The following is a 26,570-nucleotide window of genomic DNA, read 5'->3' as shown; positions in this document are numbered from 1 at the left end:
AAAACAATTAAATAGAGAACAGGAAAAAGGACTCACAAAATATGAAGTCGATGTATATGAAAATCAATGTGAACTTGTAAAATCTATACATAAAGAGTGTGACGATTATGTAGATTGGGCTAATATACTAAATAGCAATCCACCATATCGATTTGGAGAAACTGGACCTAAAGAAAATGAAGCTACTCAAAATAACCAATATTACAAACAGGTTTTTCGAATGTTGTTTAAAAGAGAGGAAAAAGCTTATAGTCAAATGTCTAAGCAAATTAAGCAAGCTAAAGCGGAAGACGAGAAAGCATATAAGGATTGGGAAGAACTTGTCGTATTTGCTAAAAACGTACTAGCTGGAGATGTCGAAACGTATTTTAGAGTTATTGAAGAAATGAATCCCTTCGGTGACAAATCTAGAAGTTTAATAGCCAGTTCTTCATTACAAGGATATTAATAGCCTTGATTGCCATCACCATTTTGTTGAAATGCAGAATACTTAATTGGAAGGAGCGGGAGAATTTCATCAAAACTAACTCTAACATTTAAAGGTACATCTAACTTATAAAATACATAGTAGGAGGGATTTTGTGTTCAAGTTTGTAAAAATAATTTTTGTTGTGCTTCTCTATTGGTATGTTGTTCTGTACCAGAAAAATTCCCCGGCGGATTTTATATTTTATTTAGCCAGTATATTGTTTTTTTCATCAATTATTTTTAGTCTGTTTTATAAAAATAAGCATAGGGTGAATATTTTCTTAATCATTGCATTATCAAATCTTTCAATGATTTTTGCACTAAACGTTCATTTTTTAAGTGGGATTCTAACATATTTCACTTTTTCATTAATTCTATTTTTTTACTGTTTTATATTTATTTCCTATAAAATAGAATAATAGTATGTTAGCATAAAACACGTTGACTAAATAAACACAAAAAGGGATATCTGTGAAATATGAAAAAATATCAATTTTAATGAGTTTTATCCTACAAGTAGGAATTCTAGCATCCTCTATTCCGAGTAATACAGCATCAGCAACTTCAGCTTCAACAGTATACCTGATGATGGTATGGAGATCATTACAGATACATCTTTTAGCAGCTCCATTAATTAGTATTTTATTTATAAACCTGTCGACACATCTGTCCATAAACCTAATAGTCATCCCTTCGGATGGAATGATTTATGATATGTATTCTATGTATTACTTATATATTTTAACGTGGTTTTCTATGTAATAATTAATCTATGTATTATTCGGAATATAAATTCTCTGCAATACAGTAATCAACAAATTCTTTAGTGGAAATTCCATATTCTGATAAAAACACCCACCACCATTTCCCGGTCTTCCTCTTCTAATAATTCCCTTTCAGAAGTAAACTTTGATTCATAAAACCCCATTTCATATACACTGATATTTTGCATAATTTCATTTATTATCTTATAATTATTTCCATTGGTTCCCGAGAACAGTGAAGAGCTACATCAATTCGAACAGGACCTGGAAATCTGGGAATCGAGCGAAAAACGTTAAATCTAAGAACGTCTTGAAACGCACCAAGTCGTCGAGCATACACATGAAGCCGAACTGCGAATGAAACTTGGGAGCACATCTGTCAAAGGACTTCTAGCCGATTTTGGTGACAGCATCCATTTAGGGAAGATTAACGGGAAGTATGTATTAATGATTGAAGCCGATACAATAGAGTTGATAAAGGCGTTTCGCCAATTGAATTTCACAGGCCCGATGATTTGATGGAGATTGTGGAGCAATTTAGTAGTAAGGTTTGAGAAAATTGAAAAAATGCAGGGATTCTGTGATAAGTTTTGTAATCATAAAAATAGCGACTTTATAGCGAAATTTTATGCTCTTAATCATGTTATGTTAATAAGGGTTTCCTTTAATTAAGTACACTTAAAATATTAAATCAACAAGACAGTGAGCTTATCTTGGATTACTGTCTTTTAGTTTCCAACGTATACAAATCAAAATTACATTCCGGATGCTACCTTTCTTTTGCAATTGACATTAAAACTTTACTTTTTCTTACCCCAATTTAATGTTGATGTTAAAATTTCTACATATAATTAAACTACTAAAAATAATTCATCATTTGGAGGGTACAATCATGGACACAAAGGAAAGACAAGCATTAGAGTTATTGTTATCTCCAGAATTAATCGATAAGCTGGAAAGCTTATCAGCTAAAACAGACATGTCTATCCCTGAATTAGTAGAAATATCTGTAGCTTCCCTTCTAGAGAAGATGAGCAATACTACCGAACTAAATGTTGGGCTTAATAATAAAGAAATGATATTAAGAAATAAAATCATCATTAATCAGAATAAAGACGTATTAAATATATAAACACAAAAAAGCACTCGACATTTAAGGTAAAGTGTTTTTACTTTTTATAAAGTTTAAACCCAATAATGTATTGACCTAAAGGACTGCCCACCTATTATTATTCTATCAATACCACGTGGAGTGATTTTGGCTTGGTAAGTGTTTCTACCTAGAATTTTATAGTCAATTAATCCTTTATAATGTAGATACTATACACTAGATGCTCTTGTTTATCATCATCGTTTTCATAAAGATCAGTATATTTGATACCTGCTACTCTTCCGCCACTTTTTTCGTTATGTCATATAACTCTTAAAGTTTTTCTTCTCTAAGAGCATTCTTTTCATCTACGGTCATTTATCTCCCCTTACTCTACCTTTCTACTATAGGAATTAATCCCCTTTATTATAAGTGAAAAATGGGAATTCAGAGTTGGATTTCCTTCTTAAGAATTTAATTGGAATTGTTTTTCATAGTATAAATTCCTTTCTACACTATTAAAGGGAAATTCAATGAATTATAAAACCATTTTCAAATACCTAATAGCAGTTGTACTAATTTTTTTGATATTTTCTTTTAGGACCATCAAAGAACTGAATAGGCAATAGTATCTATCCACAGATACTCCATGGACTAAAATTTATTCCTTTCTTGTTCGCTCTTGAATTGGGCTTTATTCATTTTATCCATTGTGAAAAATGAAATCTCAAGAAGTTCTTCTACATAAGATGGCCTTGATTTACACCAGTTTATTATCTCTCTTAAAGTCATTTGAACCGTTCGGGTTTCAGAATGGCATTTTTGATGAATCCTATGAACTGAATCATTTCGCAAAAGTGGCTACAATGTATATTGTATGTTTAGTTAAAAAAAACGACTGAACATGAAAAAGGAATGTTCTTGTTGTATAAATGCAAGGAAATACGCAAATCAAACAGTAAATTGATCATTTTATTTTTCCATAAACACTTAAAACAAATAACGTTTTTGTAGGACCTCATTTTGTAAACCTTAGAAAAAAGGTTGAGCTTTCCGTGAAAAAACACAGATTGTTTGATGAATACGAAGAAGAAAAGTTGGACGAAATATCCACCACATCTAGAATGTTGTATTAAATCTACATAAAATTAGAAATGGCTTCATCGGGGTTATTAGTGTAAATTGATTCTAAATAGTGTCTTATTATCGTTCAATGGAAAACAAAAACAGTCCTTTTAATTTAGGCTGTTGTATATTTTCCTTTTTCTTTACTAAAGAAAAGTGAGACATTATGCGGTGTAATTCTCCACCCACACACCTCTTATGTATGGTGCTTTCAGTACTGATATATATTGCTCTAAATGTGTTAAAAGAAGGCTCATAAAGTGTTTTATCTTATCTTTACTCTTCTATTTCAAGGACCCCCTCAATTTCAACTGGTAAATTCAAGGGAAATACATTTGTTCCAATAGCCGACCTTACATAAGGAATAGGATGTTCACCGTCTAACTTAAGGTCAGATAGTTTCTTCTTCTACCCGGCTTGGTGGTTGCGGTTTCCCTCAAGCGTAAATATAACCGTCTCAGACAAAAGATCCTATTCAACCAAGAATCGGTCGGAGGGTATATCTTTATTTAATTTTATCATTCATGTAACCATAATAAGCTTCAATATACGTTTTTTACATACTCTACAAGTTTGGAAAAGTTAAGATATCCAATTTTAACTTCAATTGGGTCAAATATCCAATCTCCCACTCTCGTTGTTTTAATTTCAATTGCTCACCCATTACTTGATTTCGATATTGGAGGTGTATGGCCATCATATGAGAACATAAATAGGGCTTTTTACTGAGATTACGGTAACTGGCAATTCAATAGCATAATCCCAATAGTCTATTACATTCTTATCAAATGCACCATGACTACCCCGCCGTTGTGAATGGGAGCCACCATTTGTGGGAGAGAGGTGACTACCTCTTCTCCCCACCCCATTTTTTTAATTCAACAATGTCTGACAGTGATTCGAGTTTCGGTTACAATCTTATAGGTGAATTTTTCTTGCATAACTGTTCTCCTGTCGTAACACTTTTCCTGCAGTAGTACCGATATACTTGCCTTCTTTTACGGCCAATTGCCCATTTACAAGGACGTAAATAATTCCAACCGGCTCTTCTAGTGGGTTTTCGTATGTTGAATGGTCTTTCACTGTTCTGGGATCAAACACCACAATGTCCGCGGCATAACTTTCTCGGATTAATCCTCTGTCTTTTAAACGTAGCAACTGAGCAGGCGCACCTGTCATCTTACGCACGGCCTGTTCAAGGGTAAGGGTCTGCTTTTCGCGCACATATCGTCCCAACACACGTGGATATGTCCCGTAAAGTCTAGGATGGGGTTTCCCGCCAAAAATACCGTCCGACCCCACAATCTGTAGGGGGTGTTTCATTCCATAAATTACATCTTCCTCATCACCCCAATGAATCACCATTGTAATTCCCGCATTCTCCTCAATAAGTAAATCAAAGGCCGCGTCTGCAGGATCTGCTTCTAATAATTTAGCTACTTCATACATGTTTTTGCCTTCGGCCCAGCGGTTTTTCTCTGTAGAAACAGCAGTAATAATAATGTTCTCCCAGCCACAGGTAAGGACCCAGTTTTCGTAGTCCTCATTATTCTTAAATTCTTGTTTTATTTTTTCTCGAATATCCGGTTCTTTTAATTTTTCTAACAGTTCAGAAGTTCCTCCACCATGCATCCAAGGAGGTAAAATAGCGTGAAAAACGGTTGATCCAGCTGTATACGGATATTGATCAAATGTGATTTCAATTCCTTCATTACGGCCCTGGTCCATTTTTTTAAGAGCTTTTTCAAATTTATCTCGATTCATTTTACCTGCGACTTTGAAATGAGAGACATGGAGACGAACACCTGATTGACGGGCAACATCAATGACCTCATCCAACGCTTCTAAGGAGTGGTTACTCTCGTTACGAATATGGACCACAAAGCAGCCGTCATATTTAGCTGCCCCTTTACAGATTGCAATTAATTCTTTTTTATTGGAAAACACATTGGGAGGATAGACCAGACCCGAAGATACCCCTACTGCTCCCTGCCTCATCCCCTCTTCCACAAGGAGTTGCATTTGATCCATTTCTTCTTGTGTCGCCTGACGTCCAGCAAAGCCCATGACAAGTGTCCGTACAGCCCCATGTGGCACGAGGTATGTCGCATTTCCTGCAATATCGGAATCTTCCAAAAACTGAAGGTATTCATCTATTGAGTTCCATGGCCAATCGCCTATATCTCCATTTAGTCCTTTTAACTGCTTTTGCCATAAAGGCTTGGTTTCTTCAGAAACCGGAGCAACCGAAATACCATCCTGGCCAAATAATTCAGTCGTAACACCTTGTAATACTTTTATATGGTGGATCTCTGGTTTTGTACAGAGCAAATCAGAATGGACATGCGTATCGATAAAACCGGGTGAAACAGCCAATCCCTTAGCATCTATCTCCGTTGTAGCCTGTTCGTTACTTAGATCACCTATTTTACTAATAAACCCATTTTTAATACCAATATCCACTTTCGTCCATGGATTTTCTGTACCATCAAAAACTTGTCCACCTCTTATAATATAATCAAACAATATAATCCCTCCTATTAGCTTGTTCTACTATCAATTATTGCAATATCAATTCTTTTGTAAATGGCTCTTTATTGAAAAATACAGCTTGGTTAATTTCATACCAATACCAGGAGAGTCCGGCACTTGATACCGACCTGGTTGATATAATATGACCTTTGGTTTAACGATATCATAAGCCAAATAACGATCAGAAGCGGATGTATCCCCAGGAATGCTAAAGTTGTCGAGCGACGAAAGTGCAATATTTTGTGCATGACCGATCCCAGCTTCGAGCATCCCTCCACACCAAACCGGAATATTGGCAGATTTACATAGATCATGGATTTTTTTAGCTTCTGTCAGTTCTCCTCCTAGACCAAACTTAATATTAATAATTCTACAGCTTCCTAATTCAATTGCTTTTCAAGCGTCTTCTACAGAATGAATACTTTCATCCAGGTAAATTAGCGTAACCAGCTGTTTTTGAAGCTAAGAATGATTAATAATGTCATTGTGAGCCAATGGCTGCTCAATCATTAATGGGTTAAACTGGTCCAATTCTTTAAGGATATTAACATCATTTAATGAGTAGGCAGAGTTTGCATCAGCCATCAAAGGAATATTAGAGCCAAATTGCTCCCAGCACGAATTACTTCGACATCATGACATGGTTTAATTTTCACTTTAATTTTTTTGTAACCTTCGCCAATAAGTTCCTACACTTTCTCAATCACTTTTTTCCACGGTATCCTCGATTCCGATACTTACCCCTACATCAATTCACTATGAACGCATACTACGATAAACTCTTTATAAGTCAAACGGCCAAAGCTGGTTTCAAATGGTTGTTTTAGTGGCATTTTCAGTCTGGAAATTTGTTATTTATGTTCATGTCATAGTCCCTTTCTCTATTTAATGTTAGAGGATCGAATCGGTCTACTGCTCAAAAAATGGAAAAAATTGTCCGCTCGTTTGTTCATAATCATTAATACGATTTTGTACCTCTTCCCACTTCGATGAGGCGACGCCAGATACAATAACATTCAGCAATGAAAACATGGTAGCCATCCCGTTTAGTCCTGTAGGAGAGGGGGTGTAAACTTTTACCAACAAATCTGCAAATGATCCTAAGGGAGATATTTCATTATCCGTTATGGCAATTATTTTCGCCCCCTTTTTCTTGGCGGCCTTGACAAACGAAACGGTCTCCTGAGCATAACGCGGAAATGAAATGGCGATAACTAAGCTTTCTTTGTCCATGTCTGAAATTAAAGAAATGGCGTCGTCAATTTCTCCTCTATACAAATGGGTGCTTCCTTTCACAATGTTTAAACTATACGCCAGCCAATTAGCTGCTGCATACGAGCTTCTCATACCAACAACACATCTTTTTTTTGAATACAGAATGGCATCTATAATTTTTTTGTATAATTCCCCATCCAAAGAATCCAGGGTTTTTGCTATAAAAGCAATATCCCCCTCCTTAATTTGTTTAATAAGATCATCATTGTTCTGACTGAGGGCTCCAGTTGATACTCTATACTTTTCTAATGGATCTGTTTGTCCAATCTCTAATAAAGTTGTCTGAATCTCCTTTTGCAAATGACTAAATCCATTATATCCAAGCGCGTAACATAGACGTATCACCGTAGTCTCACTGGTTGTTGTCAACTCACCGACTTCTTTTGCCTTTTGGAATGCGATTTGTTGTGGATGATTCAAAATATATTTGGCTACAATTTTTTGACGATTCGTTAGCGTATTAAAATTCTTTCTGATGACTTCGTTGATAGGTTCCATCCCTGACCTTCCTTTCTAGATGATATGGTGCTTGGATTGGCACCTACTGTTTCACATCTCTCATATCGAATATTTCTGTTATACCTTTGTTGTCTGATTTGTATAACCTTGAACTGAGTCTAAAGGGTAGATCGGTCGATTAATTCGTTTATAATGAAATGACGAAAAATCACAAGTGCTTAAACCCGGTGAATCTACTGTAATAATTTCTTTTGCTATGGACTGAAAGGTTGCTCTAAAGTGCTGACTTGATTTTAACGCTACAATTTTATATTTTGTTACATCCATTCCATGAAGCAAGAAAACCTGCTCATCAAAGGTTTGGGATCTTACCGAGCAAACAATAATATCTACATTGCCGGTTTGTAATCTCGCGGATCTTCCAAGATCCACCTTTATTCCTCGCCACATGGGAGACGTTTGGAAAAACTGACCATCCGATAAATTCTTAACATAAACTTTTACGGACAAAGGTTTGCCGTGTAATAAATCTGTTTTTCCTCCTATTTCCACATCTATATATGACCCTTCCCCTACTTGGTGGGCCAACTCTGCTACTTCAGGGTCGTAAATGAATCCGAAGCATGTCCTTGGAGCATTAGCTTCAACCATTGCTCTTAATAAAAATGTTCCATCCCCTGGAGACCCTCCACCTGGATTATCCGACGTTTCATTGATAACGATCGGATGACCTTGCTTAGATAAAGCCTGTTGAATTCCGTCCTCCGGAGTTGGTAGATCTCGTCGAAACTCCATTCTCTTTTCCCAGATTATTTTGGCCACCTCATTCCCCACTTTTTGCGCTAATAAAGGGTTTCCGTTTGTAATGGTGGTTACTGAAACACCAACATCAGGAATATCAGTATAAGGGAACCCGTGAAAGAACGTGCAATCCACAACTTCCTGTTCCTTTTCCCATTCCCAGCATAACTCATTGATATCCATTGCTGGGGATTCATATGTTGTTGAGGTGGCAATGATAAGCGGCAGCTTTTCTAGATGCATTACAGGCTCTATTTCACCTTGAATGATTTGTCCTAGTAATTGAATGGCTTCCCTTCCTCTATCATGAGAATCCGTATGTGGATAAAAATTAACGCCTAGAAGAGCATCTGCTTCTTGCACCATTAATTCTGTAACATTGGCATGCAAATCTAATGTTGCAACAATAGGAATCTCATATCCTATGGATTTTCGCAGGGCTTTTAGTAAATACCCTTCTAAATCATCGATTCCTTCTGCAACGCCAGCCCCATGTAAAGCTAGACAGATTCCATCTATTTCTCCTGCATTTTGTATGCTTGTGATTAACTCATTCTCTAACGTTTCATAGGTTTCTTTCGTGATCATGCCTGACGGGCCTGTAAAGGTTGAAAATGTTGGAGCGATTTCGATACCAAGTTGGTTGCATTTATCAATCATGCCCCCCAAGTAATCATCAACCTCTAAATGTCTTTCAATAATTTTCTCCTTATAATCCCATTCCCAGTTTTTAAAAAGTTCTACTGTCGTTGATACATTAGAAAATGTATTTGTTTCATGAGCAATCTGTGCTAGAGCTATTTTCAAATAAACTTCCTCTTTTCTTTAATTTATTCGATATTTCAACTTAGCAATCTATACACTTATTACCTTTGATTCTAGTGATTTTTTTGCATCACCGAGTGTTAAGCAGGCTGCCACAGAGATAATGGTAGAAAGAATTAAAAACCAGAATGCTGCATCGTAAGAACCATTAAAAGCAGTGATTAAGAAGCCCATGACCATTGGAGACACAAAGCCAGCTAACTGACCTCCGAAATTAATCATTCCCGCCGCAGATCCCATAACTGCTGTAGGGAGAATTTTTAGGGGTAATGACCAAATCCCTGCGAACCCTGCATATAAGAAAAAGGCTGATAGTATTTGATAGGTAACAGCCATTTCAAGGGAAGGTGTTTTAAACATAAGGTAAAGAAACACAGCCCCCAGTATTTCCACAACAATCGCAAAATATTTTTCACGACCTACAAAATATTTATCGACTACCCATCCTCCTAATATCATGGCAATTCCCCCTGCAAAAAACGGCAATGATGAGATAACACCAGCCTGCAGAAGATCCAATTCACGTACTTTTAAAAGGTAGGAAGGAAGCCAAGATGAAAAACCCCAGATCACAACATCTAATCCAAACCATGCAACAACCAGTTTCCACATCGTGGGTGTCCGCAGTAAGTCTTTCATTGAGATCTGTTTATTCTCAACATGCTTCGCATTATCTTTTTGTTGGTTTGTTGGCTTCTTTAAAACTACCCAATAAACAGCTACTAGAACCATTCCAACTAGTGCAATAACGACAAACATGTTTCTCCAGCCCAGCCACAGCATCATTGGTGCGGCAAAGAGAGGAGCTATGGCAGCGCCAAATGCGTTGGAAGATAACATGGTGGACTGTGCCTTCGCTCGTTCGGCTTTTGGAAAGTATTCGGCAATTGCTTTTGAACTGGCTGCAGGGAATCCACTTTCACCAACTCCGAACAAGAAACGGATGACGAGCAAAGAAGCCAATGACCATGCAAAGCCTGTAAACGCCGTGAACAATGACCATGCAATGAGTGATACAATCATTACTCTTTTTGAACCGAACTTGTCTGCCAAAAGACCTCCTGGAATTTGCATTAATGCATAACCAGCAAAAAAGCTACTAAGAACAATCCCTAATGATGCAGCACTTAAATGAAGGTCATCCCCTATTGATGTTAGAGCCACACTCATTACCATACGGTCTAAATAAGCAACCATCCAACCTGCAAAAAGAACGAAAAGTATAAAATACTTATTCTGTGAGAACTCTTGCAAACGCCCCATAATTTTCCTCCCTATTCAATTTTAATTAACCAAGCTGTTTGGATTAAATGTGTAAAGCCATAAAATGAGTTCTTATTCTTGTTTTTGCCCTTGGCAAGTTTGTTATTTCTAAACGAGTTACTAATTTATGTTGGGGTAGGTTTAATTTCTGTAGGATATTTGATGAAGGTCTAAGAATCGATTCTTTCATATGTCATAAATTTTATTCCATGGTTTTAGCTTATCAAATACAGCACTAGCTGTTATAACATCGGTATTTGAATACCTTTTCCCGATAATTTGCATTCCAACGGGAAGTTGGTCTGCAAGCCCTGCAGGGATCGATGCAAAAGGGTGACCCGTAAAATTAGTCATATAGGTCATACTCCATCCACTTAATGAGTCTATTTCTTCACAGGCTAACAAAGAACGTTCCGCCTCTTTTGCTTTTTTCAATGCGTCTTCATATCCAAAGTAGACAAAAACATTTAAACTTTTATTTCTCTCCTATATATGAGTGATAAAGGCCTCTGTCACTTTTACAGGGGAAAATTCAAGTTTTTGATTTTAGAAGCTAATTCTCTTGCAGACATATAGGCCACTTCATTATGTAATCATTTATAACCTCCATACTAAAGAATTTTAATCACATGGATAAATTCAATCCCCATAACCCCCTTTTAACTTTTTAAAGTTTTAACTTCAACTGAAAATTAAATTTGAAGTTTTAACTTTATTTTCTAAATTTTATATAATTTAGAATATTTAGTCAATAACTTTTTATTTTGTAGAACTTTGATACGAATGTTTTCGTTTTCGGGTTCTTTCTGCACTTCAACCCTAAAATTATGTCAAGGCGCTGTATAGTTCTTTAGATTTCTAATTCCTTAGTCCGGGGTGATCTTTATTTATATACATAAAAAAAGTAATATGACTCTCTTTATCTCTTTCGATATATTTTGGTTTCCCTTTTTTATTTAACTAACATGAAACCTTACCCATAATAATTAGATATTTAATAAACAATGTGGATTACCCTTTTTGTTTTTTTAAAGTTTTTTTCAGATAAAAAGCTAGATGAGATATTTCATCCCTAATGAAATTTGTATCCAACTTTCAACAAAAAAGCCGAGGAATTACTCCTCGACTCTTTCAATGAATTTAATGTTTTACAACCTTAGTAGTCGTCTTTGTACTAATATTTCCTGCTTTATCTTTTGCAGTTATCGAAAGGGTTGTTCCCTTTTTCTGTGCTTTTATCTTAACTGAGTAGCTGCCGTTAGACGTTGCTTTCGCTGAACCAAGGGATTTACTACCTACCTTTACGGTCACAGTTGATGATGCTTCTGCTTTCCCTCTTACAACTTTGTCATTATCATCTACCTTACTTACGGTAGGCTTACTTGGTGGTACAACGTCTATAACAGTTACAGAAGCACTTGAACTCACATTCCCTGAACTATCTTTTGCTGTGATGGTCAATTTAGTTCCCGCTTTTTGCACGGCTATTTTAATAGAGAATGTTCCTTTAGTTGTTGCCTTTGCAGAGCCTAATGCTTTACTTCCATTTTTAACAGTAACCGTAGAATTAGCTTCTGCTTTCCCTGTTACTACTTTGTCATTATTATCTACCTTACTTACGGTAGGTGTATTTGGTGGTACAACGTCTATAACAGTTACAGAAGCACTTGAACTCACATTCCCTGAACTATCTTTTGCTGTGATGGTCAATTTAGTTCCCGCTTTTTGAACTGCTATTTTAATAGAGAATGTTCCTTTTGATGTTGCTTTTGCAGAGCCTAATACTTTACTTCCACTTTTAACAGTAACCGTAGAATTAGCTTCTGCTTTCCCTGTAATTACTTTGTCATTATTGTCAACCTTATTAACACTTGGCTTAGATGGTTTAACATTGTCTACAAATCCAGTTGAGATAGCATATAAATCCTCTTCTGTATTATTGTCAACGTAGTCGTTATCAGTGTCTATAACACCCACATAGTACGTTCCAGCTTTAGCTTGATACGCTTGTATTTCAACATTATCCTCATATTCACTACCTAAATATTCTAATTTGCTGTTAGTAACAAAATCTTTTTGCACGGCAGTAAATAGAAGATCAATGGAGTATGAGTTAGTTTCTCCTCCTACTAATAAAATTCCACTCTGAGGTACTTTCACTTTATAGAAATCAACATCGTACAACGGAAGTAGTTGACCGATTGTCGGCTTTTCATATGATGATATATTTGCTGAATTAAAGTCGTCATTATATTCACTTTCAATCAAGTAATCTTCATCAGAATTGCCACTACTCATCGTACCCATTTTATTGAAACTATTTACTGAGTATGATTGTGAACCTTTTAATGCTTGTTCAATTTGATTAAATGTTTTAGGATCAATGACACCTTTTTGGAGAGGTTTTTCTACTTGACTTTCTATAGCTTTCCTAGCTAACTCGTTCTCGTTTCCTTCAGCCTTAACAATACCCACGGACACTGTGGAAGCTAATAACCCTACAGCAACCAATGACAAAATACCTTTATTACGCACGTTTTCTCCCCCTGAATTCGTTATAATGAACCATTTACTATATTTATCCTAATACATATATACCTGAATTACCATAAGCAGTTTTCTATACAAATAGATTCTAGTATGATTATCAACTACTATTTGAGCAGCTGTTTAAATGGTGCTTTCCATTCTAAAGAACCTTTATATGATGAAACCTTCCCTTTGAATTTTACGTATTTGCCACCGTCCCTGACATCTGTGTAAACTTGAGGAAGTTGTTGAGTTTATTGAAACAAAAGAAGACCACCAATCCTATATGACTGGTGGTTTTTTTATAAATTCATTTTATTGTAAACAAAAAGCTCTGTTCTGAAATAATGCTGCTATTGTAATAAATAATTTCTCCTAAGTATCCTTTTAAGGTAAAATTAACCAATAAAATAAAAGGAGGTTCCTTCATTATGGGTGAATTATTATCCTTAGCATTAGATTTTTTATTCGTTGCATCAATGTCATTACATAATAGTACAAAACATACGGATAAACACATTGATATGTTAAAAGAATATGATTGGTTTACTAATTTGTATTACAACCCTAAATATACTAGGCTTTTTAATCATAACAAACAAATTCGTGGCTATATAGGACAACGCTTGCCAATTAATAGGACGATTAAGAAAAAGAAAGCAAGTGAAATACTTATTATAATGCTTGATAAACAAGTAAAAAAACAAATCGTGTGATTGTGTATTCATATCTCTTTTCTCACAACATTCCTTTATGACTTTGACTGTGTTCCTTAGCAATAATTCAAACGAACACAGCCAAGTAATATTAATGTATAGTCTTAGCGTTTTTCCTTTATTAGCTTTAAGTATATTCACATTAATTAACTTTTTATAGTAACAAGTAAGATTAAGAATATAGAAAAGTTGATATTTCCATTTAAATACCTTTACTCTTTAACCTCTACCTCTACAATATCTTCAAATTTTATTTTTATAATATATCCTTTTTCTTTCTCCAACTCTAAATGAATCAAATTAGTTATTGGGTCTAATCTATGTAATAATCCTGTATACTCCCAATCGAAGCCGTCTTCCCAAACAGTAAACTTTACTGGTGAACTAAACTCCATAGCATAGTGTATTTTGTTTTCAAACTCTTCTATTTGGTATTCATCTAATAGTGGTTTTACTTGCCGATAATAATCCTTATTTAAATCTTTTAGTAATTTAACGTGCTCAGGCAAAAACATAGCTGATTTCCATTTTATATTTCCGCGATCTTTAAGTGACATAGGAACAACTCCATTCATTCTATAATTTATATTATAGAACATTTGTTCTTATTTATGACAAAAAAAATGCATCCAATGATTGGATGCTTTAATGTTGTTATTAAATTTTTATCCAATCTCTCGCTCCCTTCAACCCCTTGTACGCTTTCATTAATAGGTAATTATCCTCTAAATAATTTTCTCCCTTTTTAATTATCATAGCGTTGGATATATCATAATTCCCTGTAAAATATACTTCAGCACCATCAATATACCCTCCCTCTTGTAGGAATCCAACAGCGTCTTTAAGGGCATTAGGCTCAATCCCTAAATCAACATGTTTAAAGGTGTTATTTCCATTGTCTAATTCCTTTAAAATAGCCAAACGTACTCTTTCTTTATTCACACTCACCACTCCTATTCTAATCATTTCAACTAAAGGATATAATCACCTCTAATTAATTCCTTACAGCACCAATTAAAGGTCACCCTTAACTATCAATGTTTTTACTTTTGCTTGTAAAAAATTATCAATGTTATCTGACTGGTTCATTTTAAATGGATATCATTCCTTGATACATTTTTCTGCTTTTTAATCCTTTGTCATAAAGCTTTTATACATCCCTTTATAATGTCTATGCAATAATGACCATTGTAACTCCCAAAAGTGGTGTCCATGCTTTGAATAGTTTGGCACCCTGTTGCCAAACTATATAAAGCTGATAATCCAAGTTGAACACTTTTTGTCTCTCCATTTCGAAATTAATAAGCCCGTCCTTTTGGACGACATAGGATTCGCCTCCTAGGGACTTTTATTTGGATCATGTAACTTGGCCGTTTCCTACTAAAATTTAATGTATTTTACTAGAAATAATATAAGTGTAGATTTTTTTCTATCATTAGGTCATTATCAATGACTGGAACTAATATATTTGAAAAGGTTCTTGTACTTCTTATTATTTTAAGACAGATAAAAAAATAAAATCTTACTGTGCAACTAAACCTGCTCTTCAATCCCTGTCAAATCCTCGTATACGCACACTAAACAACTTTATTTGCTTTCATTTTTAACCACTATTGTGTAAGCTTTTCTGTCAGTGCTTCTGTACATCGTTAGGCATAGTAACAGTCTACATGAAAACCTTTAGATTTCACCGTTTTCAAGCCTACTAAAATACTCAACTTTACTTATTAGCCCTTTTCCATTACAAGTAAGACAGTCAGTATATATATCATAGGCACCTGTTCCGTCACAGACATGACATTGAAAGTGAGTTTCGGGTATTTCTTTTTGTTTGATTGAAAAAAAATTTACAATAGTCTTTGAAAATTTCATCTCAATAAACTCCTTTTTCTCAATCATACAACTAAAAATCAGGAAATTAATTAGGATTCCAAAAGTTTACGAAATTCACGTATATTCATTACAAAATTTACATAGATTCCAAAAAACTTTTGATTTTTTAAATTCATAAGAGATAATTTACATCATAGTTTCTTTCAGATGTTAACAACAAAGAGCCAACATTAATGGTTGACTCAATGTATCATGCTTAACATTTTAGTTTATTTTAATGTAAAAACCGATTTTCTATGTGCTATGGATATCTCTTTCTAACCTAGATAAAACATTAACTATATTACTTATATTTTTCATTTTCTAAAATAATCACTTTTTCCTCAACTGAGGATTTCCCTATTTGTTTGGTGTTTTCAACCAGCCGGAAAATATTATCACAGCATTGTTTGGCACCTAAAATTAATAATGGTACACCAATAAAATCAATTTTTAATTGTCTTGATAAAAAACCCCCAATTGACATTACCAACGGTACAGTTGGTGATGTATTAGAGAATATTATTTTTTCATGAAATTGATGTTTGCTTTGAAGTATTAAGCTTAAGTTTTTTAATGCTGGAACAACAATTTTGGATGATTTCCGTCCTAGAGTATAAACAGAGTCTCCGTTTTCATCTATCCCATGAAAAATGATTTTCCCTGAATCATTTTTAGTTAATTTATTGAAATAATTAACATTTAATATTTCTTCTTTAGTTAGTTTTCGTTCTGATTGGGTAATTTCTTTTAAATGATAGGCGGCTGCAAGAGCCGTGGTATGTGTCCCACCATAGTCATTATAGATATAAATCATGATATCATCCTTTATATTTTTATCTATGGTCATTATGGTCATTTATGCTAGTTCCAATTCAGGTAATTATCTCTTAGCTGGTATTACACAGTTTAGTACAGTTACTCCTTGAGAAAAAACTTGTTCAATCGTAAGTGAAGACTGTTCCTGAATTTGTAGTAGATCCTATAATTACATCCAAATAAACGACACCTTTTAATCCTCTTTTACTTCATTATATATTTTAACTTTTAAGATAAAATTAAACATAATTAACATGTTATGATATTATCTGCAAATAATAATGATAAGAAAATAAAAAAGGGGATTATAAAATGAAAATGATTTTTAAAAAAACTTTTATATCACTTTTTGGATGCCTCATACTCTTAAATATGTCCGGTATTCCTATTAGCGCTGCCAACACAGTCCCAACAAAAACGACTACTATAGACCGGGTTTTTGAATATTTAGGCCTGAAATATGAAAATGCTATACAAAACTTTGATTATGGCGATAAGAATGAAGTTTTTATTACTCAGAGGGTTAAATCGGCTACAGTGATTTCACGCTGCATTATTAAAGGTGAAAAATGTGAAGTAGAAGATTATGTAATGCTTGGAGACTATGGACACGGAGAGTCTTTAGAAGTGATAAAAGAGAATGGAAAAACTTTATTATGGGTAGGGAATACCGTAAATAGTGGTGATAGTAATAAATGGTCTACTGATATATCACTTATTGAGTATAAAGTTAACCCTGCAAAATCAACTGGCGCAGAAGTAGTAAATGTAAAAACGATAACAAATCTAGAGGAAGTCACATCAAAAATAAGTGGTAGTGCCTATAGAAGTGCTGTTGCAATAGCAGATGGCAAAGATCGTATTTGTTTTAGAATTCAAATTGGAACTTCAGCATCTAATACCTACTACGCCGTATATAAACTAAGTGATGTAACAAAAGCATTAAAGGCTTCATCAGAAAATAAGATGTCTATAAAAGATCTAAGCTCATTGCAGTTGACAAATTTTACAGGACTGACAAGACCCAATAATTCCTTTCAAGGTTTTGATATCACTGGAGTAGGTTCTGGTAACAAATTCCTTTATCTGTATGGCGGTGCAGCAGGTGATACACCTACACTCTATAAATATTCTTATAGTAACGGTGGTAATGCAGAGCATATCAACACCATAAAAATAACAGGAAGTTATGTAGGCACTCTTGAAGCAGAGGGAATAAAAGTTGAAAACAATCCAAATAATTCAAGTGTAGAGACTGTATTTTTAAGTTTAAATCCCGGATTAGATTCTTCTGGCAACCAAAAACCAATTAGATTATATACTCTGTTTGAATAGATAGAGAAAAAAAGCCCCTCTCGATTTAGAGACGGGCTTCTAACGTGGTGTGATTCTGGGAGTTATACAATAATTTACCCATAAAAATATTGCATATTCATTCACACAACTTTATGTCATGCAAACAACTTAGCAAATGTATTTTCACCAGCGATACCATCAGCTGGTAACCCTTTAGCTTTTTGAAATACTTTTACCGCTGATTTTGTGCCACTTCCAAATATACCATCTACACCATTTGGATTGTAGCCTTCGGAATAAAGAGCAGCTTGTAAGATATATGTGATATTCCCATTCGCCCCTTCTCTAACAATGGGTAAAGCTGCCTTTGTATTAGGACCCCATTTCCCATCGACTCTAAGCTTTGCACTATATTGTTTATTTAGCTCCGTTTGTAGCCCCTTTATCAGCGCCGTTTTAGTGTTAGGGCCATAAAACCCATCCACAACGATTTTTGTATTATACCTACTGTTTAATGTTTTCTGGATTTGTTTCACAGTCTGATCACCAGTAGGCACCTTTGATACCAAATGGGGTTTTTTGCCTGCTTGTAATTGTGAATAGGATAATCCACCCGTCATCTCCAAATGAGGATAGTCTTTAAACGAAGCCCAATCTCCCCCCCATTGAAAACCCAAATCTTTACCAATAGCAGCTACACGTTTCCATTTTGAATTAACTGTCCATATTGCATTCTTCCCATCATCACGCACTATGATATAATCAATGGCTAGTCCATAGTTGTGATAAGATTGACCTGGCTGAGCGTTTGTCACTTTTGGTTTCGATAGATCACTATAATTTTTCCCATTATAACTATATCCTAGGCGACCTTGACCATATAACTTTGCTTGCTCTTCCATAGAACGGTAGCCCGAACTGATTTGAACAAAAATACCTTCTTTATAGGCGCGTTTAATCATTTCTAATGCTGATTCTTTCACCACTGGATGTATACCACTGCCCATATGCTTTTCGGATCTGGTTAATAACGTTTGTAATTTTACCGTCATTTTATTTATTCACCTCCTATTATTTTTATGCTATTTAATCACAAATGCTTGTACACCTACCTGGTTTTTGCATAATAAAAAGCCACCCCCTTAAAGAGGCGACTCGTATTTTGTAACTTATTATTTTTTAAATACCCTACAGTTTGTTCCCACTGTTTATTAAAAGGTAACATGTATAATAAAAAAGGAGCTATTAAACTGCTTAAAATTGATGTATTAAGGTTTAGTTGATGTCAAGTATGTACCAGCAATTAAATCATATTTATCTATTATCACTTCTTAAACCAACCATTAATGCACTAACAATAACTCCTAGCCCAAATGTTATAACATAAATAAAAAAAGTAATTCCATATATCAAAAAAACACTCGAGCATTTAGGTTAAGTGTTTTTCTATTTATTCCTGATCCTTCTTACCGATAACCCTAATTAACTCATCCATCTTTTCGTTTCTTTCCTGATCTAGTCTTGTCTTAGCATTAATAAATTTAATCACCTTAATAACAAAATAAACACTTAAAACAACAAGTCCGAGATAAAATAAAATGGGTATTATTGCAAAAAGACCAATTAAACTGCTAGCTGAATCCATAAATTCCTCCTAATTGTAAAATATACTATTATTATACATCAATTTTATAGAAGAAATGATAACAACAAATAAAGATCCCAATGTTTAGTCAGTCAAAGAACAATCCTTATCCGCCTAGGGGACATACCTCTGAACTGTATACATGTCATTATTATTATTGTACTCCTAATACATTTAATAATTCATTAAAACAAATAGGTGCTGGACTGCGTCTTTTATACAACCAGTAATACTAGTCAAGTTGTTGCATTCAGTTCACAAAACATATAATAATTTTGCCTTCCAATCCTTGCCATCCTATATTAGAAGTAATGCAGCTGAAGGAGGAAAATTATTGAGCGGAGGTAGAGATTCAATAGAGGTAACACTGGCGTCACATTTAAACATGCGAATCACTCGTTTATCCGAAGAAAGGAATATCCAACTGGAAAGGTTGTTGGATAAGTCTGTCGAATTGTTACTTGAATATATGGAAGATAACGATTTAATTAATGACCATGTTAAGTTAAACAATGTTGAAGCAATCAATAAAAATAACGAGATTATCCTACAAAGCAGACAAATTTTAAAGAAAGAATAGTTCCAGGTAAATAGCACTCATCCATTAAAGTTAAGTGCTTTTTTCTATTGTAGATTATCAAATTTTCACTTTCGTCGACAATAAGCAATAACATATTATTTGGAGCCTGAAAGGTAAAGCAAAATCAATATGTTTATTACTCTTATATAGAAAATATCCCAAACAGTTACTCCTTAATACATTCAGCATATAACTCCTGTTCAATCATTATCTTGCCTATTACTATATATCATATTGTGCCCTTTTATATTTCTATCATTTAAAAGGGCAGTCCTAGAGACTGCCCCTAAAAACTATTACAATTACAACAAAATCTAGTATGCACGCTCTATTATCAGGATTCTTATTGCTTAATTGCTTCTAAACTGTAAAAAAACTTCTAAAACCACCGTTATTTCTTACTTTAAATGATTAATAAAAACGATGCTTTTTCTTACATTTACAACGCTTTTTAGGAACCCAAACTGTACATGGATCATTATTCTCAAAGCATTTTTCTATAAAACAGCTCATTCTAACACCCTCCTTAATATTGTATATGCATAGACTGACAGAAAGTGTGGACAAGTACAGAAAAGCAATCAAAAAAAGTAGGTTGTAAATAATTATTAAAATTTCAAAAGTGATTTATATTTTCTACTCATTTTTTAGATCTTAATTTTCATGTTTTCGGACAATATCTAACGTATGCTGGAGCAAACTAAAATCTCCCCAAGTTTTATGACCTGGCACAACGATTTTTGCGTCATTATATACATACATTAAATTCTTCATAGTGTTTGGCCATGCTTCCATATTAGCTTCATCAATAATTCCAGAATTCTGCTGTTCAAGAGCGAAAATCATATCACCAAATAACAAGTTATACTTGGGTAGCCATACTGTAATATTATCTGATGTATGGGCTTCTCCTGGAAAGTAGGTTTTAATCTTTAGATTTCCGACCTTTAATGTTGACGCTACAGAATCTAGAGAAGGTTCGGGCATCGGATAATTGAACTCTTTAGCCATTTTTGCTATTTCAGGGGTACTAACAGTTTTTATTTTCTGATCCATTAATGTCTGGATGCCACCTATTCTATCGTATTTATGATGAGTTATAATCGCTAGTTTTACAGGTTTTTGAAATTCCTTCTGGATCATTTCTAATAATTGTTTTGCTAACTGATCATCCCATGTTGCATCAACTAATACAATTCCTTTAGAATTATTAAGGACTAAACCATTTGCTGCAATCTTAAAACCATCAATTTCAGTATAAGTAGTATGAACCCACACATCTTTTTGAATTTTAGTTAAAATTACTGATCCATCTTTACTCGTTATTACCGTTTGTTTTGTTTTCGATTCTTTAGCTGATACAGGTGTCGAAATGTTTAATAGTAGTAGACTAAAACTTGTTAAAATAATTAAAAAACCCTTTTTTATCCTTACCATAAAAAAACTTCCTTTCTATACTATATTTATAGAATTATACACACATCCAATTTTCTCTTCAATTTTCCATTCCCTTTTATTATACTTTTTGTTAAATTTAAACAAAAAGTATAGCTGCTTTTATAATGTGGTATTATCCCCTACAGGTAGACAGAGAAAAAAGAGAGCATCATAATATATTCTTAACAGTCTATCTGGGAGGGATTTTTCTATGGCAAAAAAGGGGCAAAACTTTCCAACATATACAGAAGAATTAAAGCGAGAAGTCGCTCGTTTGAAGTTGGAGGAACGCTGGTCAAATCATCAGCTTCGTGAGCGATTTACTATAAGGGATCTGGTTATTACTTTGTTTTAAACCTTTCCTTAGGTCTGAACATACTGTGAATCTGATAAACGATAAATTTTTCTAAAGGATTATTTTATGGTCTCTTGGTCTATTATCTGGGGTATCGATATGGCTAAAGAACATACACATTCATTTTTCAACACTGAATAGACCTTAACTTTTTCGTTAAGGTCGTTCAAAAGAACAAAACTTTTTTTATCTTCCATTATTCTTTCTTAAGGTATTCTTCTAGAATACTCTTATCATATTCAGTTTCAGGTAAAAGACCCAAGCGAGTATATTCCCAAATAACCCTTCTTTCGTGATCATCTGCATCTGATAGATCTTCATAATCATAGTCAACCTTAAATTTACCGTTACTTTCTAAAATAAGGGTTAAATTGGTCCATTGTACTTGATTATTCTGTTTAAATTATTCTGATAATTCTTTTAAGACCTTTATTAACCTCCGCCATGTTTCTCTATACCCCATTCTACTAATACTATGTAATTCAGGGATATCATGGCTACAAATGAGTTTATCATTAATATTAGACTGATAGAAAAAGAACGCAGTCCCTGTCCCCTCAGTAATTTCTCCATACAAAATTACTTTACTCCATCCTTCTGGAATCATCTCATTTACAGTTTGAGCTATTTTCTGATAATAATCATTTAGTTTTGATTCATTCAATTTTTTATCCCCCTGCTCTTTTTTCAAATGTTCTTAACTCCAATATATCTTACTGGAAGGGGGGGGGATTTTGTTTCACTTGATACTATGTTTGCGATTTTCGTCATCCTTGCACCCCTGTTGATTGCGGATTCAAAGTACCGTCATCAGCCTGTTCTGGCGCTTTTCCTCGATCAGTCGAACTTGTCTTTGTGACTGCTTCAATCCGAACAGATCGCATTTGGTCTTCTGGAAGTTATGTTAATTGGGGATTAATTTTCTTTTCTACTTTTAAAACCAATTTCTAGTACTTAGGATTCTTTTTTTACCATATTAAAAGAGCTTATCGAAAAAAACGATAAGCCCCTAATCTTTAGGCTTTTGACATAACCCCAAAAAAGACCCTGGATTCATTTACTTTTGATAGTCAGTTGTAATCATCAACAATCTTTTCAATTTCATTGGCTCTCCCTTATTCGATTGGTCCCATGAATTGAGTAATCAGATAAATATGCTCAATAAGTTTCACCTTTTTCATGTTTTCCACTTTCTCGGGTCCACCTAATCCAAGGAGAGGAGTATAACCAAAGCATTCATCAAAATCTGGTTCTCCATATTTCTCAACTGCTTCAGGATAAGGATTCCAGTCTAAAATTTCTTGGTAAAATGATTCATCTTCTAAATCAGGAAAGAAGTATTTAAAACCGGACGATATCCCTTTAATTTCACCCTTTCTAAAATTAAGTAAAATTAAATATTTATTATCTTCCCAAACAATTAGATCCCCCATTGATGTAGTAAACAATACTAGAGTATCCTCGTTTCTTACATATACATCCTTTAATAGTTCCTGATATTCTTCTGGGTTAACAATATTTAAATACCCGTTTAAAATACTACCAAAACCATATTTATTCCACACTTCTAATACTTGTTCAGGTATGTAACCATTAAAATTATTAATAGTTTCTGCTTGTGCTTTTTCAAATAATTTAAAGTTATCAAAAATGTTAGTTGACATTTTTATAATCACCTCTATTTCATTTTCATTGTATTAATTTCACATTTAAATATATTGACTTTTTATCCACTTCCGTCATACTAGCTGCAATAGATTTTATTTGTTCATCTATAACATCAATTCTATATCTCCATTGCGAACCAAGGGATGAATTAACCCTTTTATCCCCCATTCCACCAATATCAAGTGGATTGCCACCAGCAATTTGATCTGGATTATGTAAAGCAGCCTGTTCATTTATCCATACCGTAGCCTGCTTTTCTGATTCTTTTCTAGATAAGCCTGTATCCCTTAACTCATCAACTTTATCTAAATAAGCTTTTACTCTTGCAGCCTTTTGAGCTGCATTCCCTTCTAAAGCTTTTCCTTCTTTTATATATCTTTCTCTATTCTTTAAATACTCATCAATAGTTAAATCATTCAGCCCTTTTTCTTGGTCTTTTAACTGTCTTGCGAATTCTTCTGCATTGTGTTTAGGATTTTGCTTGAACTTGACTTCTATTTCTGAGATTCTTTGGAAATGGTACAAAACACCCATACCCTTACCACCATCACTCTTCACCGCAAACTTCTGTACGATATCCTTAATCGTCGTACTATCAAATGAGACATGCTTGTAGTTGCTTCCATACGCTGTCGCTAACTCTTCTACCCTGAAACGAAGAGGTACTTCCACATTGCCGATTTGCCGGCCGAATGCTTTTGCCTTCTGAACCTGCCTTTGCGCAAATTCCTTGCTGTAAGGGATGAACTTTGTACCACTTGCTATTTTATCAGCGACCTTCGCCGCACCAGCCACACCACCGATTCCAAGGGCCATCAACAGCCCGTTCTGGCGCTGTTCTTCGGTTAGCTGGTTGCCGAACATGTCTTTGCCGGTGACCGCTTCCCCGAGGCCGTTGGCTGCGAGTAGTCCGTATATCCCGTATTCGGTTTTCTGGAGGAGGCTAAAGCCTTTTGTCGTTTTATAGGCATCGAGCGCGTGGTTCGCCGCGTTGAGTCCTTTGCCCGTTTTGTAGAGGGCGCTGCCGCCTTTGAAGGCCCGGCCGGCCCAGCCGACGACGGGGATGAATCCAGCGGCTGCCATGGCGCCGGCGGCGATTCGTTCGGCTTCGGACAGCTTGCGGCCCGTCACTGGATCGACTCCGGTTGAGGCCCTGATAGAATCATAATATCCCGTGAATTCCCCTGTAAAGGTTTTTGTCGTATCCCAGGCTTTTTCATACCATGGGCGGTTTTCAAGTTCTTCCATTTCTCGTTCGATTTTCCGAGCTTCGGCTTGCTGCTTTTTGAAGGTCTGATAGTCTTTCATCTGACCGGCGACTTCATCCTTCACTTGATAGACGTCACTATTCTTAAATGCCGATTGGTTGAAAGTTATCGGCGAAACGTTGCCGTCCTGTTTGGTGGCATCCAACAAGGCGCGGAAGAGGCCAACAGCCACGTTTTCCTGCCCGACGGAGACATCATATTCCTCGACCAATTGCCGGTCGACATTTTCGACCTTTGTCACGGTGTCATCCAGTCTTTGTCCGGCCAGCGTGATTTTTTCATTAAAGTCTTTTTGGTCGAACATATGAAGAGGAAGGATATCGTCAATGCTGTTCAGGATGCTTTGAAGATCACTCGCTTGTTCATCGACAAGCGACTTCGCTTGATTAATGCCATTCGAAACTTCGCCATCTAAAAAGGGAACCTCGACCACTGTATTTCCGGAAAGGTCCGCTTCTTCCAGACTGGCAGGAATGCCTTCCAAAAAACTGATTTGGGTGGTGAAAAATTCAATCCAGGCGTCCGCCACCTCGCTCTGCGCTTCATAGAAACTTTTTATCGCTGTGGCACCGGCACCTTGAAACTCGTTATCCAAGCCGACTATTCCCTGAAATTCACGCGACGACTTGCTCCTTTAGCTGTTCATATTGTTCGGCACGCGACTTGGTCGCAGCTTTCAATGTATTCGCTTCATATATTTTCATAGTGAGTTACCATTACCCTTGTGAAGACGAATAGGTTATGGCTTCGTCCTGTTCTTTCAATAGATCAATGTTAGCACGGGTATCTTCCACATTTTTTTGAACGATTTTGATATATTGCTCAAATACTTTCTCGAGGTTTGCTTCACGGTCGATCCACTTTGAGGTAAATTCAAGCTTATTGTTCCCAAGCTCGTCGGCCGGCAGATTTCCAAGCGTGACTGTACCAAGAGCAGTCTTCACCTGATTAACTTGCTTTGTTACGGCAGGATGATTCAGTTTGATTGTTGCCATTAAATCAACCGCCTTTTTAAATCTGATATTTTACTTTCTAGCTGCTCAAACGCCTCTTCGCCTTTGCTCAAAAGGGAATCGGCTTCTTGGGCTATATTCCCCGCTATGCTCAGAAGCGTATTCTCGGCACTTAGCTTTGTAATCATCGCTTCGATTTTCCATTGATAGTCGTCATAGTCGTCATGGATGACACTAAACATCACATTATAAGCATCACTACGGGCTTCTTGGAAATTATCTGAGCGGCTTCCTGTCCAGCTACTACCCAGGTCTGGATTTTTAATATTTCTAATCTCGTTAAGACACATACTTTGTTCTTTTATAATATCGTCTTTCGCTTTCACTAAACGTTCAATTTTTTCGTCTAAACTAGCTTTTTTACTGGAGATAGCAGAGTGAATGTTACTCAATATGTCTGCATATACCATAAAGACTCACCTCAAAAATAGTATATTTCTATTATAGTTGTCATATTTTTCATATTTTCTATTATAAGGATTAAAGTCTGAGAATTAAATAGGGAAAAATAAGCTATTTTGTCTGTGAACAGAGAAAATTGGCATAATCATTTTTATGTACAACAAATTCTTTATACCCTGTTTTTTACCAAAATTAAACAACAAAAAAAACACTTCATCAACTATGGAATGAAAAGATGCCCCCTCTACTGAAACAAAAAATTATCTTAGAATATGATGTCTTACAAGTAAATTTATATCAGACATATTGATAAGCTAGGTAAACAAAGAACTAACAAGGAGATATTCATTCAAAATAGAACGTTAGTT

At 35.1% G+C, this 26,570-nt stretch carries 22 protein-coding genes and 7 pseudogenes; 7 read left to right on the top strand and 22 right to left on the bottom strand.

Going from position 1 to position 26,570, the window contains the following annotated elements:
* Positions 1-447: 447 nt before the first annotated feature.
* Positions 448-546: pseudogene (locus ACQKMR_RS11235) on the bottom strand (HNH endonuclease); the annotation flags it as partial.
* Between the two features lie 393 nt (positions 547-939).
* On the opposite strand from ACQKMR_RS11235, the gene ACQKMR_RS11230 reads away from it, so the two are divergent.
* The 3 genes and pseudogenes from ACQKMR_RS11230 (at position 940) to ACQKMR_RS11220 (ending at position 2,364) form a co-directional block, all read left to right on the top strand.
* A complete protein-coding gene (locus ACQKMR_RS11230) occupies positions 940-1,230 on the top strand; it encodes a hypothetical protein (protein ID WP_427697372.1) in 291 nt (96 codons plus the stop codon).
* Positions 1,231-1,460: 230 nt separating this feature from the next.
* A pseudogene (locus ACQKMR_RS11225) lies at positions 1,461-1,786 on the top strand (DUF3898 domain-containing protein); the annotation flags it as partial.
* 338 nt (positions 1,787-2,124) lie between these two features.
* On the top strand, positions 2,125-2,364 hold the full coding sequence (locus ACQKMR_RS11220; protein ID WP_427697371.1) for a hypothetical protein: 240 nt from the start codon (positions 2,125-2,127) through the stop codon (positions 2,362-2,364).
* A 2,001-nt stretch (positions 2,365-4,365) separates the two neighbouring features.
* Here ACQKMR_RS11220 and ACQKMR_RS11215 read toward each other — a convergent pair.
* The 7 genes and pseudogenes from ACQKMR_RS11215 to ACQKMR_RS11185 all read right to left on the bottom strand — a co-directional run bounded on the left by ACQKMR_RS11215 (position 4,366) and on the right by ACQKMR_RS11185 (position 13,137).
* Positions 4,366-5,973 (bottom strand): N-acyl-D-amino-acid deacylase family protein, encoded by a 1,608-nt coding sequence (locus ACQKMR_RS11215; RefSeq protein ID WP_427697370.1) that lies wholly within the window; start codon positions 5,971-5,973, stop codon positions 4,366-4,368.
* 45 nt (positions 5,974-6,018) lie between these two features.
* A pseudogene (gene menC / locus ACQKMR_RS11210) lies at positions 6,019-6,732 on the bottom strand (o-succinylbenzoate synthase); the annotation flags it as partial.
* Positions 6,733-6,888: 156 nt separating this feature from the next.
* On the bottom strand, positions 6,889-7,752 hold the full coding sequence (locus ACQKMR_RS11205; protein WP_427697369.1) for a MurR/RpiR family transcriptional regulator: 864 nt from the start codon (positions 7,750-7,752) through the stop codon (positions 6,889-6,891).
* A 78-nt stretch (positions 7,753-7,830) separates the two neighbouring features.
* Positions 7,831-9,321: a M81 family metallopeptidase gene (locus ACQKMR_RS11200; RefSeq protein WP_427697368.1), complete on the bottom strand. Its 1,491-nt coding sequence runs from the start codon at positions 9,319-9,321 to the stop codon at positions 7,831-7,833.
* 48 nt (positions 9,322-9,369) lie between these two features.
* Positions 9,370-10,602 (bottom strand): MFS transporter, encoded by a 1,233-nt coding sequence (locus tag ACQKMR_RS11195; protein WP_427697367.1) that lies wholly within the window; start codon positions 10,600-10,602, stop codon positions 9,370-9,372.
* 186 nt (positions 10,603-10,788) lie between these two features.
* The gene (locus ACQKMR_RS11190) at positions 10,789-11,037 is read right to left on the bottom strand and encodes a hypothetical protein (RefSeq protein ID WP_427697366.1); all 249 of its coding nucleotides are present in this window, start codon (positions 11,035-11,037) and stop codon (positions 10,789-10,791) included.
* 705 nt (positions 11,038-11,742) lie between these two features.
* Positions 11,743-13,137 (bottom strand): Ig-like domain-containing protein, encoded by a 1,395-nt coding sequence (locus tag ACQKMR_RS11185; RefSeq protein ID WP_427697365.1) that lies wholly within the window; start codon positions 13,135-13,137, stop codon positions 11,743-11,745.
* Positions 13,138-13,562: 425 nt separating this feature from the next.
* On the opposite strand from ACQKMR_RS11185, the gene ACQKMR_RS11180 reads away from it, so the two are divergent.
* The gene (locus ACQKMR_RS11180) at positions 13,563-13,847 is read left to right on the top strand and encodes a hypothetical protein (protein ID WP_427697364.1); all 285 of its coding nucleotides are present in this window, start codon (positions 13,563-13,565) and stop codon (positions 13,845-13,847) included.
* 212 nt (positions 13,848-14,059) lie between these two features.
* Here the strand turns inward: ACQKMR_RS11180 and ACQKMR_RS11175 are convergent, their stop codons facing one another.
* The 4 genes from ACQKMR_RS11175 to ACQKMR_RS11160 all read right to left on the bottom strand — a co-directional run bounded on the left by ACQKMR_RS11175 (position 14,060) and on the right by ACQKMR_RS11160 (position 16,536).
* Complete coding sequence (locus ACQKMR_RS11175) at positions 14,060-14,404, bottom strand: YolD-like family protein (protein ID WP_427697363.1); 345 nt, start codon at positions 14,402-14,404, stop codon at positions 14,060-14,062.
* A gap of 100 nt (positions 14,405-14,504) precedes the next feature.
* On the bottom strand, positions 14,505-14,789 hold the full coding sequence (locus ACQKMR_RS11170) for a YjcQ family protein (protein WP_427697362.1): 285 nt from the start codon (positions 14,787-14,789) through the stop codon (positions 14,505-14,507).
* Between the two features lie 738 nt (positions 14,790-15,527).
* Positions 15,528-15,719, bottom strand: coding sequence for a hypothetical protein (locus tag ACQKMR_RS11165; protein WP_427697361.1), 192 nt, complete (start codon positions 15,717-15,719; stop codon positions 15,528-15,530).
* Between the two features lie 304 nt (positions 15,720-16,023).
* Complete coding sequence (locus ACQKMR_RS11160) at positions 16,024-16,536, bottom strand: DUF3189 family protein (RefSeq protein WP_427697360.1); 513 nt, start codon at positions 16,534-16,536, stop codon at positions 16,024-16,026.
* A 314-nt stretch (positions 16,537-16,850) separates the two neighbouring features.
* Between ACQKMR_RS11160 and ACQKMR_RS11155 the strand changes: the two genes are divergently transcribed.
* Complete coding sequence (locus ACQKMR_RS11155) at positions 16,851-17,873, top strand: hypothetical protein (RefSeq protein WP_427697359.1); 1,023 nt, start codon at positions 16,851-16,853, stop codon at positions 17,871-17,873.
* Positions 17,874-17,989: 116 nt separating this feature from the next.
* On the opposite strand, the gene ACQKMR_RS11150 is transcribed toward ACQKMR_RS11155, so the two are convergent.
* The 3 genes and pseudogenes from ACQKMR_RS11150 to ACQKMR_RS11140 all read right to left on the bottom strand — a co-directional run bounded on the left by ACQKMR_RS11150 (position 17,990) and on the right by ACQKMR_RS11140 (position 19,479).
* Positions 17,990-18,886 (bottom strand): peptidoglycan-binding protein, encoded by an 897-nt coding sequence (locus ACQKMR_RS11150; RefSeq protein WP_427697358.1) that lies wholly within the window; start codon positions 18,884-18,886, stop codon positions 17,990-17,992.
* A gap of 216 nt (positions 18,887-19,102) precedes the next feature.
* Positions 19,103-19,223: pseudogene (locus tag ACQKMR_RS11145) on the bottom strand (RDD family protein); the annotation flags it as partial.
* 61 nt (positions 19,224-19,284) lie between these two features.
* Positions 19,285-19,479 (bottom strand): hypothetical protein, encoded by a 195-nt coding sequence (locus ACQKMR_RS11140; protein WP_427697357.1) that lies wholly within the window; start codon positions 19,477-19,479, stop codon positions 19,285-19,287.
* A gap of 334 nt (positions 19,480-19,813) precedes the next feature.
* Between ACQKMR_RS11140 and ACQKMR_RS11135 the strand changes: the two genes are divergently transcribed.
* Positions 19,814-20,059, top strand: a complete 246-nt coding sequence (locus tag ACQKMR_RS11135; protein WP_427697356.1) for a hypothetical protein — start codon at positions 19,814-19,816, stop codon at positions 20,057-20,059.
* 654 nt (positions 20,060-20,713) lie between these two features.
* On the opposite strand, the gene bla is transcribed toward ACQKMR_RS11135, so the two are convergent.
* A complete protein-coding gene (gene bla, locus ACQKMR_RS11130) occupies positions 20,714-21,496 on the bottom strand; it encodes a subclass B1 metallo-beta-lactamase (protein WP_427697355.1) in 783 nt (260 codons plus the stop codon).
* Positions 21,497-21,707: 211 nt separating this feature from the next.
* Between bla and ACQKMR_RS11125 the strand changes: the two are divergent.
* Positions 21,708-21,827, top strand: a pseudogene (locus ACQKMR_RS11125) (IS3-like element ISBth8 family transposase); the annotation flags it as partial.
* A gap of 220 nt (positions 21,828-22,047) precedes the next feature.
* Here the strand turns inward: ACQKMR_RS11125 and ACQKMR_RS11120 are convergent.
* The 6 genes and pseudogenes from ACQKMR_RS11120 to ACQKMR_RS11095 form a co-directional block, all read right to left on the bottom strand.
* Positions 22,048-22,515 (bottom strand): annotated as a pseudogene (locus ACQKMR_RS11120) (immunity protein YezG family protein).
* Positions 22,516-22,966: 451 nt separating this feature from the next.
* Positions 22,967-23,515: a T6SS immunity protein Tdi1 domain-containing protein gene (locus tag ACQKMR_RS11115; protein ID WP_427697354.1), complete on the bottom strand. Its 549-nt coding sequence runs from the start codon at positions 23,513-23,515 to the stop codon at positions 22,967-22,969.
* Positions 23,516-23,540: 25 nt separating this feature from the next.
* Positions 23,541-24,383, bottom strand: a complete 843-nt coding sequence (locus tag ACQKMR_RS11110) for a polymorphic toxin type 15 domain-containing protein (protein ID WP_427697448.1) — start codon at positions 24,381-24,383, stop codon at positions 23,541-23,543.
* Between the two features lie 171 nt (positions 24,384-24,554).
* A pseudogene (locus ACQKMR_RS11105) lies at positions 24,555-25,397 on the bottom strand (ribonuclease YeeF family protein); the annotation flags it as partial.
* Between the two features lie 106 nt (positions 25,398-25,503).
* Positions 25,504-25,782 (bottom strand): YwqI/YxiC family protein, encoded by a 279-nt coding sequence (locus ACQKMR_RS11100; RefSeq protein ID WP_427697353.1) that lies wholly within the window; start codon positions 25,780-25,782, stop codon positions 25,504-25,506.
* Positions 25,782-26,210 (bottom strand): YwqH-like family protein, encoded by a 429-nt coding sequence (locus tag ACQKMR_RS11095; RefSeq protein WP_427697352.1) that lies wholly within the window; start codon positions 26,208-26,210, stop codon positions 25,782-25,784. The genes ACQKMR_RS11100 and ACQKMR_RS11095 overlap by 1 nt, the downstream gene beginning before the upstream one ends.
* Positions 26,211-26,570: the final 360 nt, after the last annotated feature.

Source organism: Peribacillus sp. NPDC096540 (assembly GCF_050278525.1).
Taxonomy (GTDB): Bacteria; Bacillota; Bacilli; order Bacillales; family DSM-1321; genus Peribacillus.
Note: the sequence above shows the minus strand (reverse complement) of the source record. Positions and strands in the feature narration are given on the sequence as shown.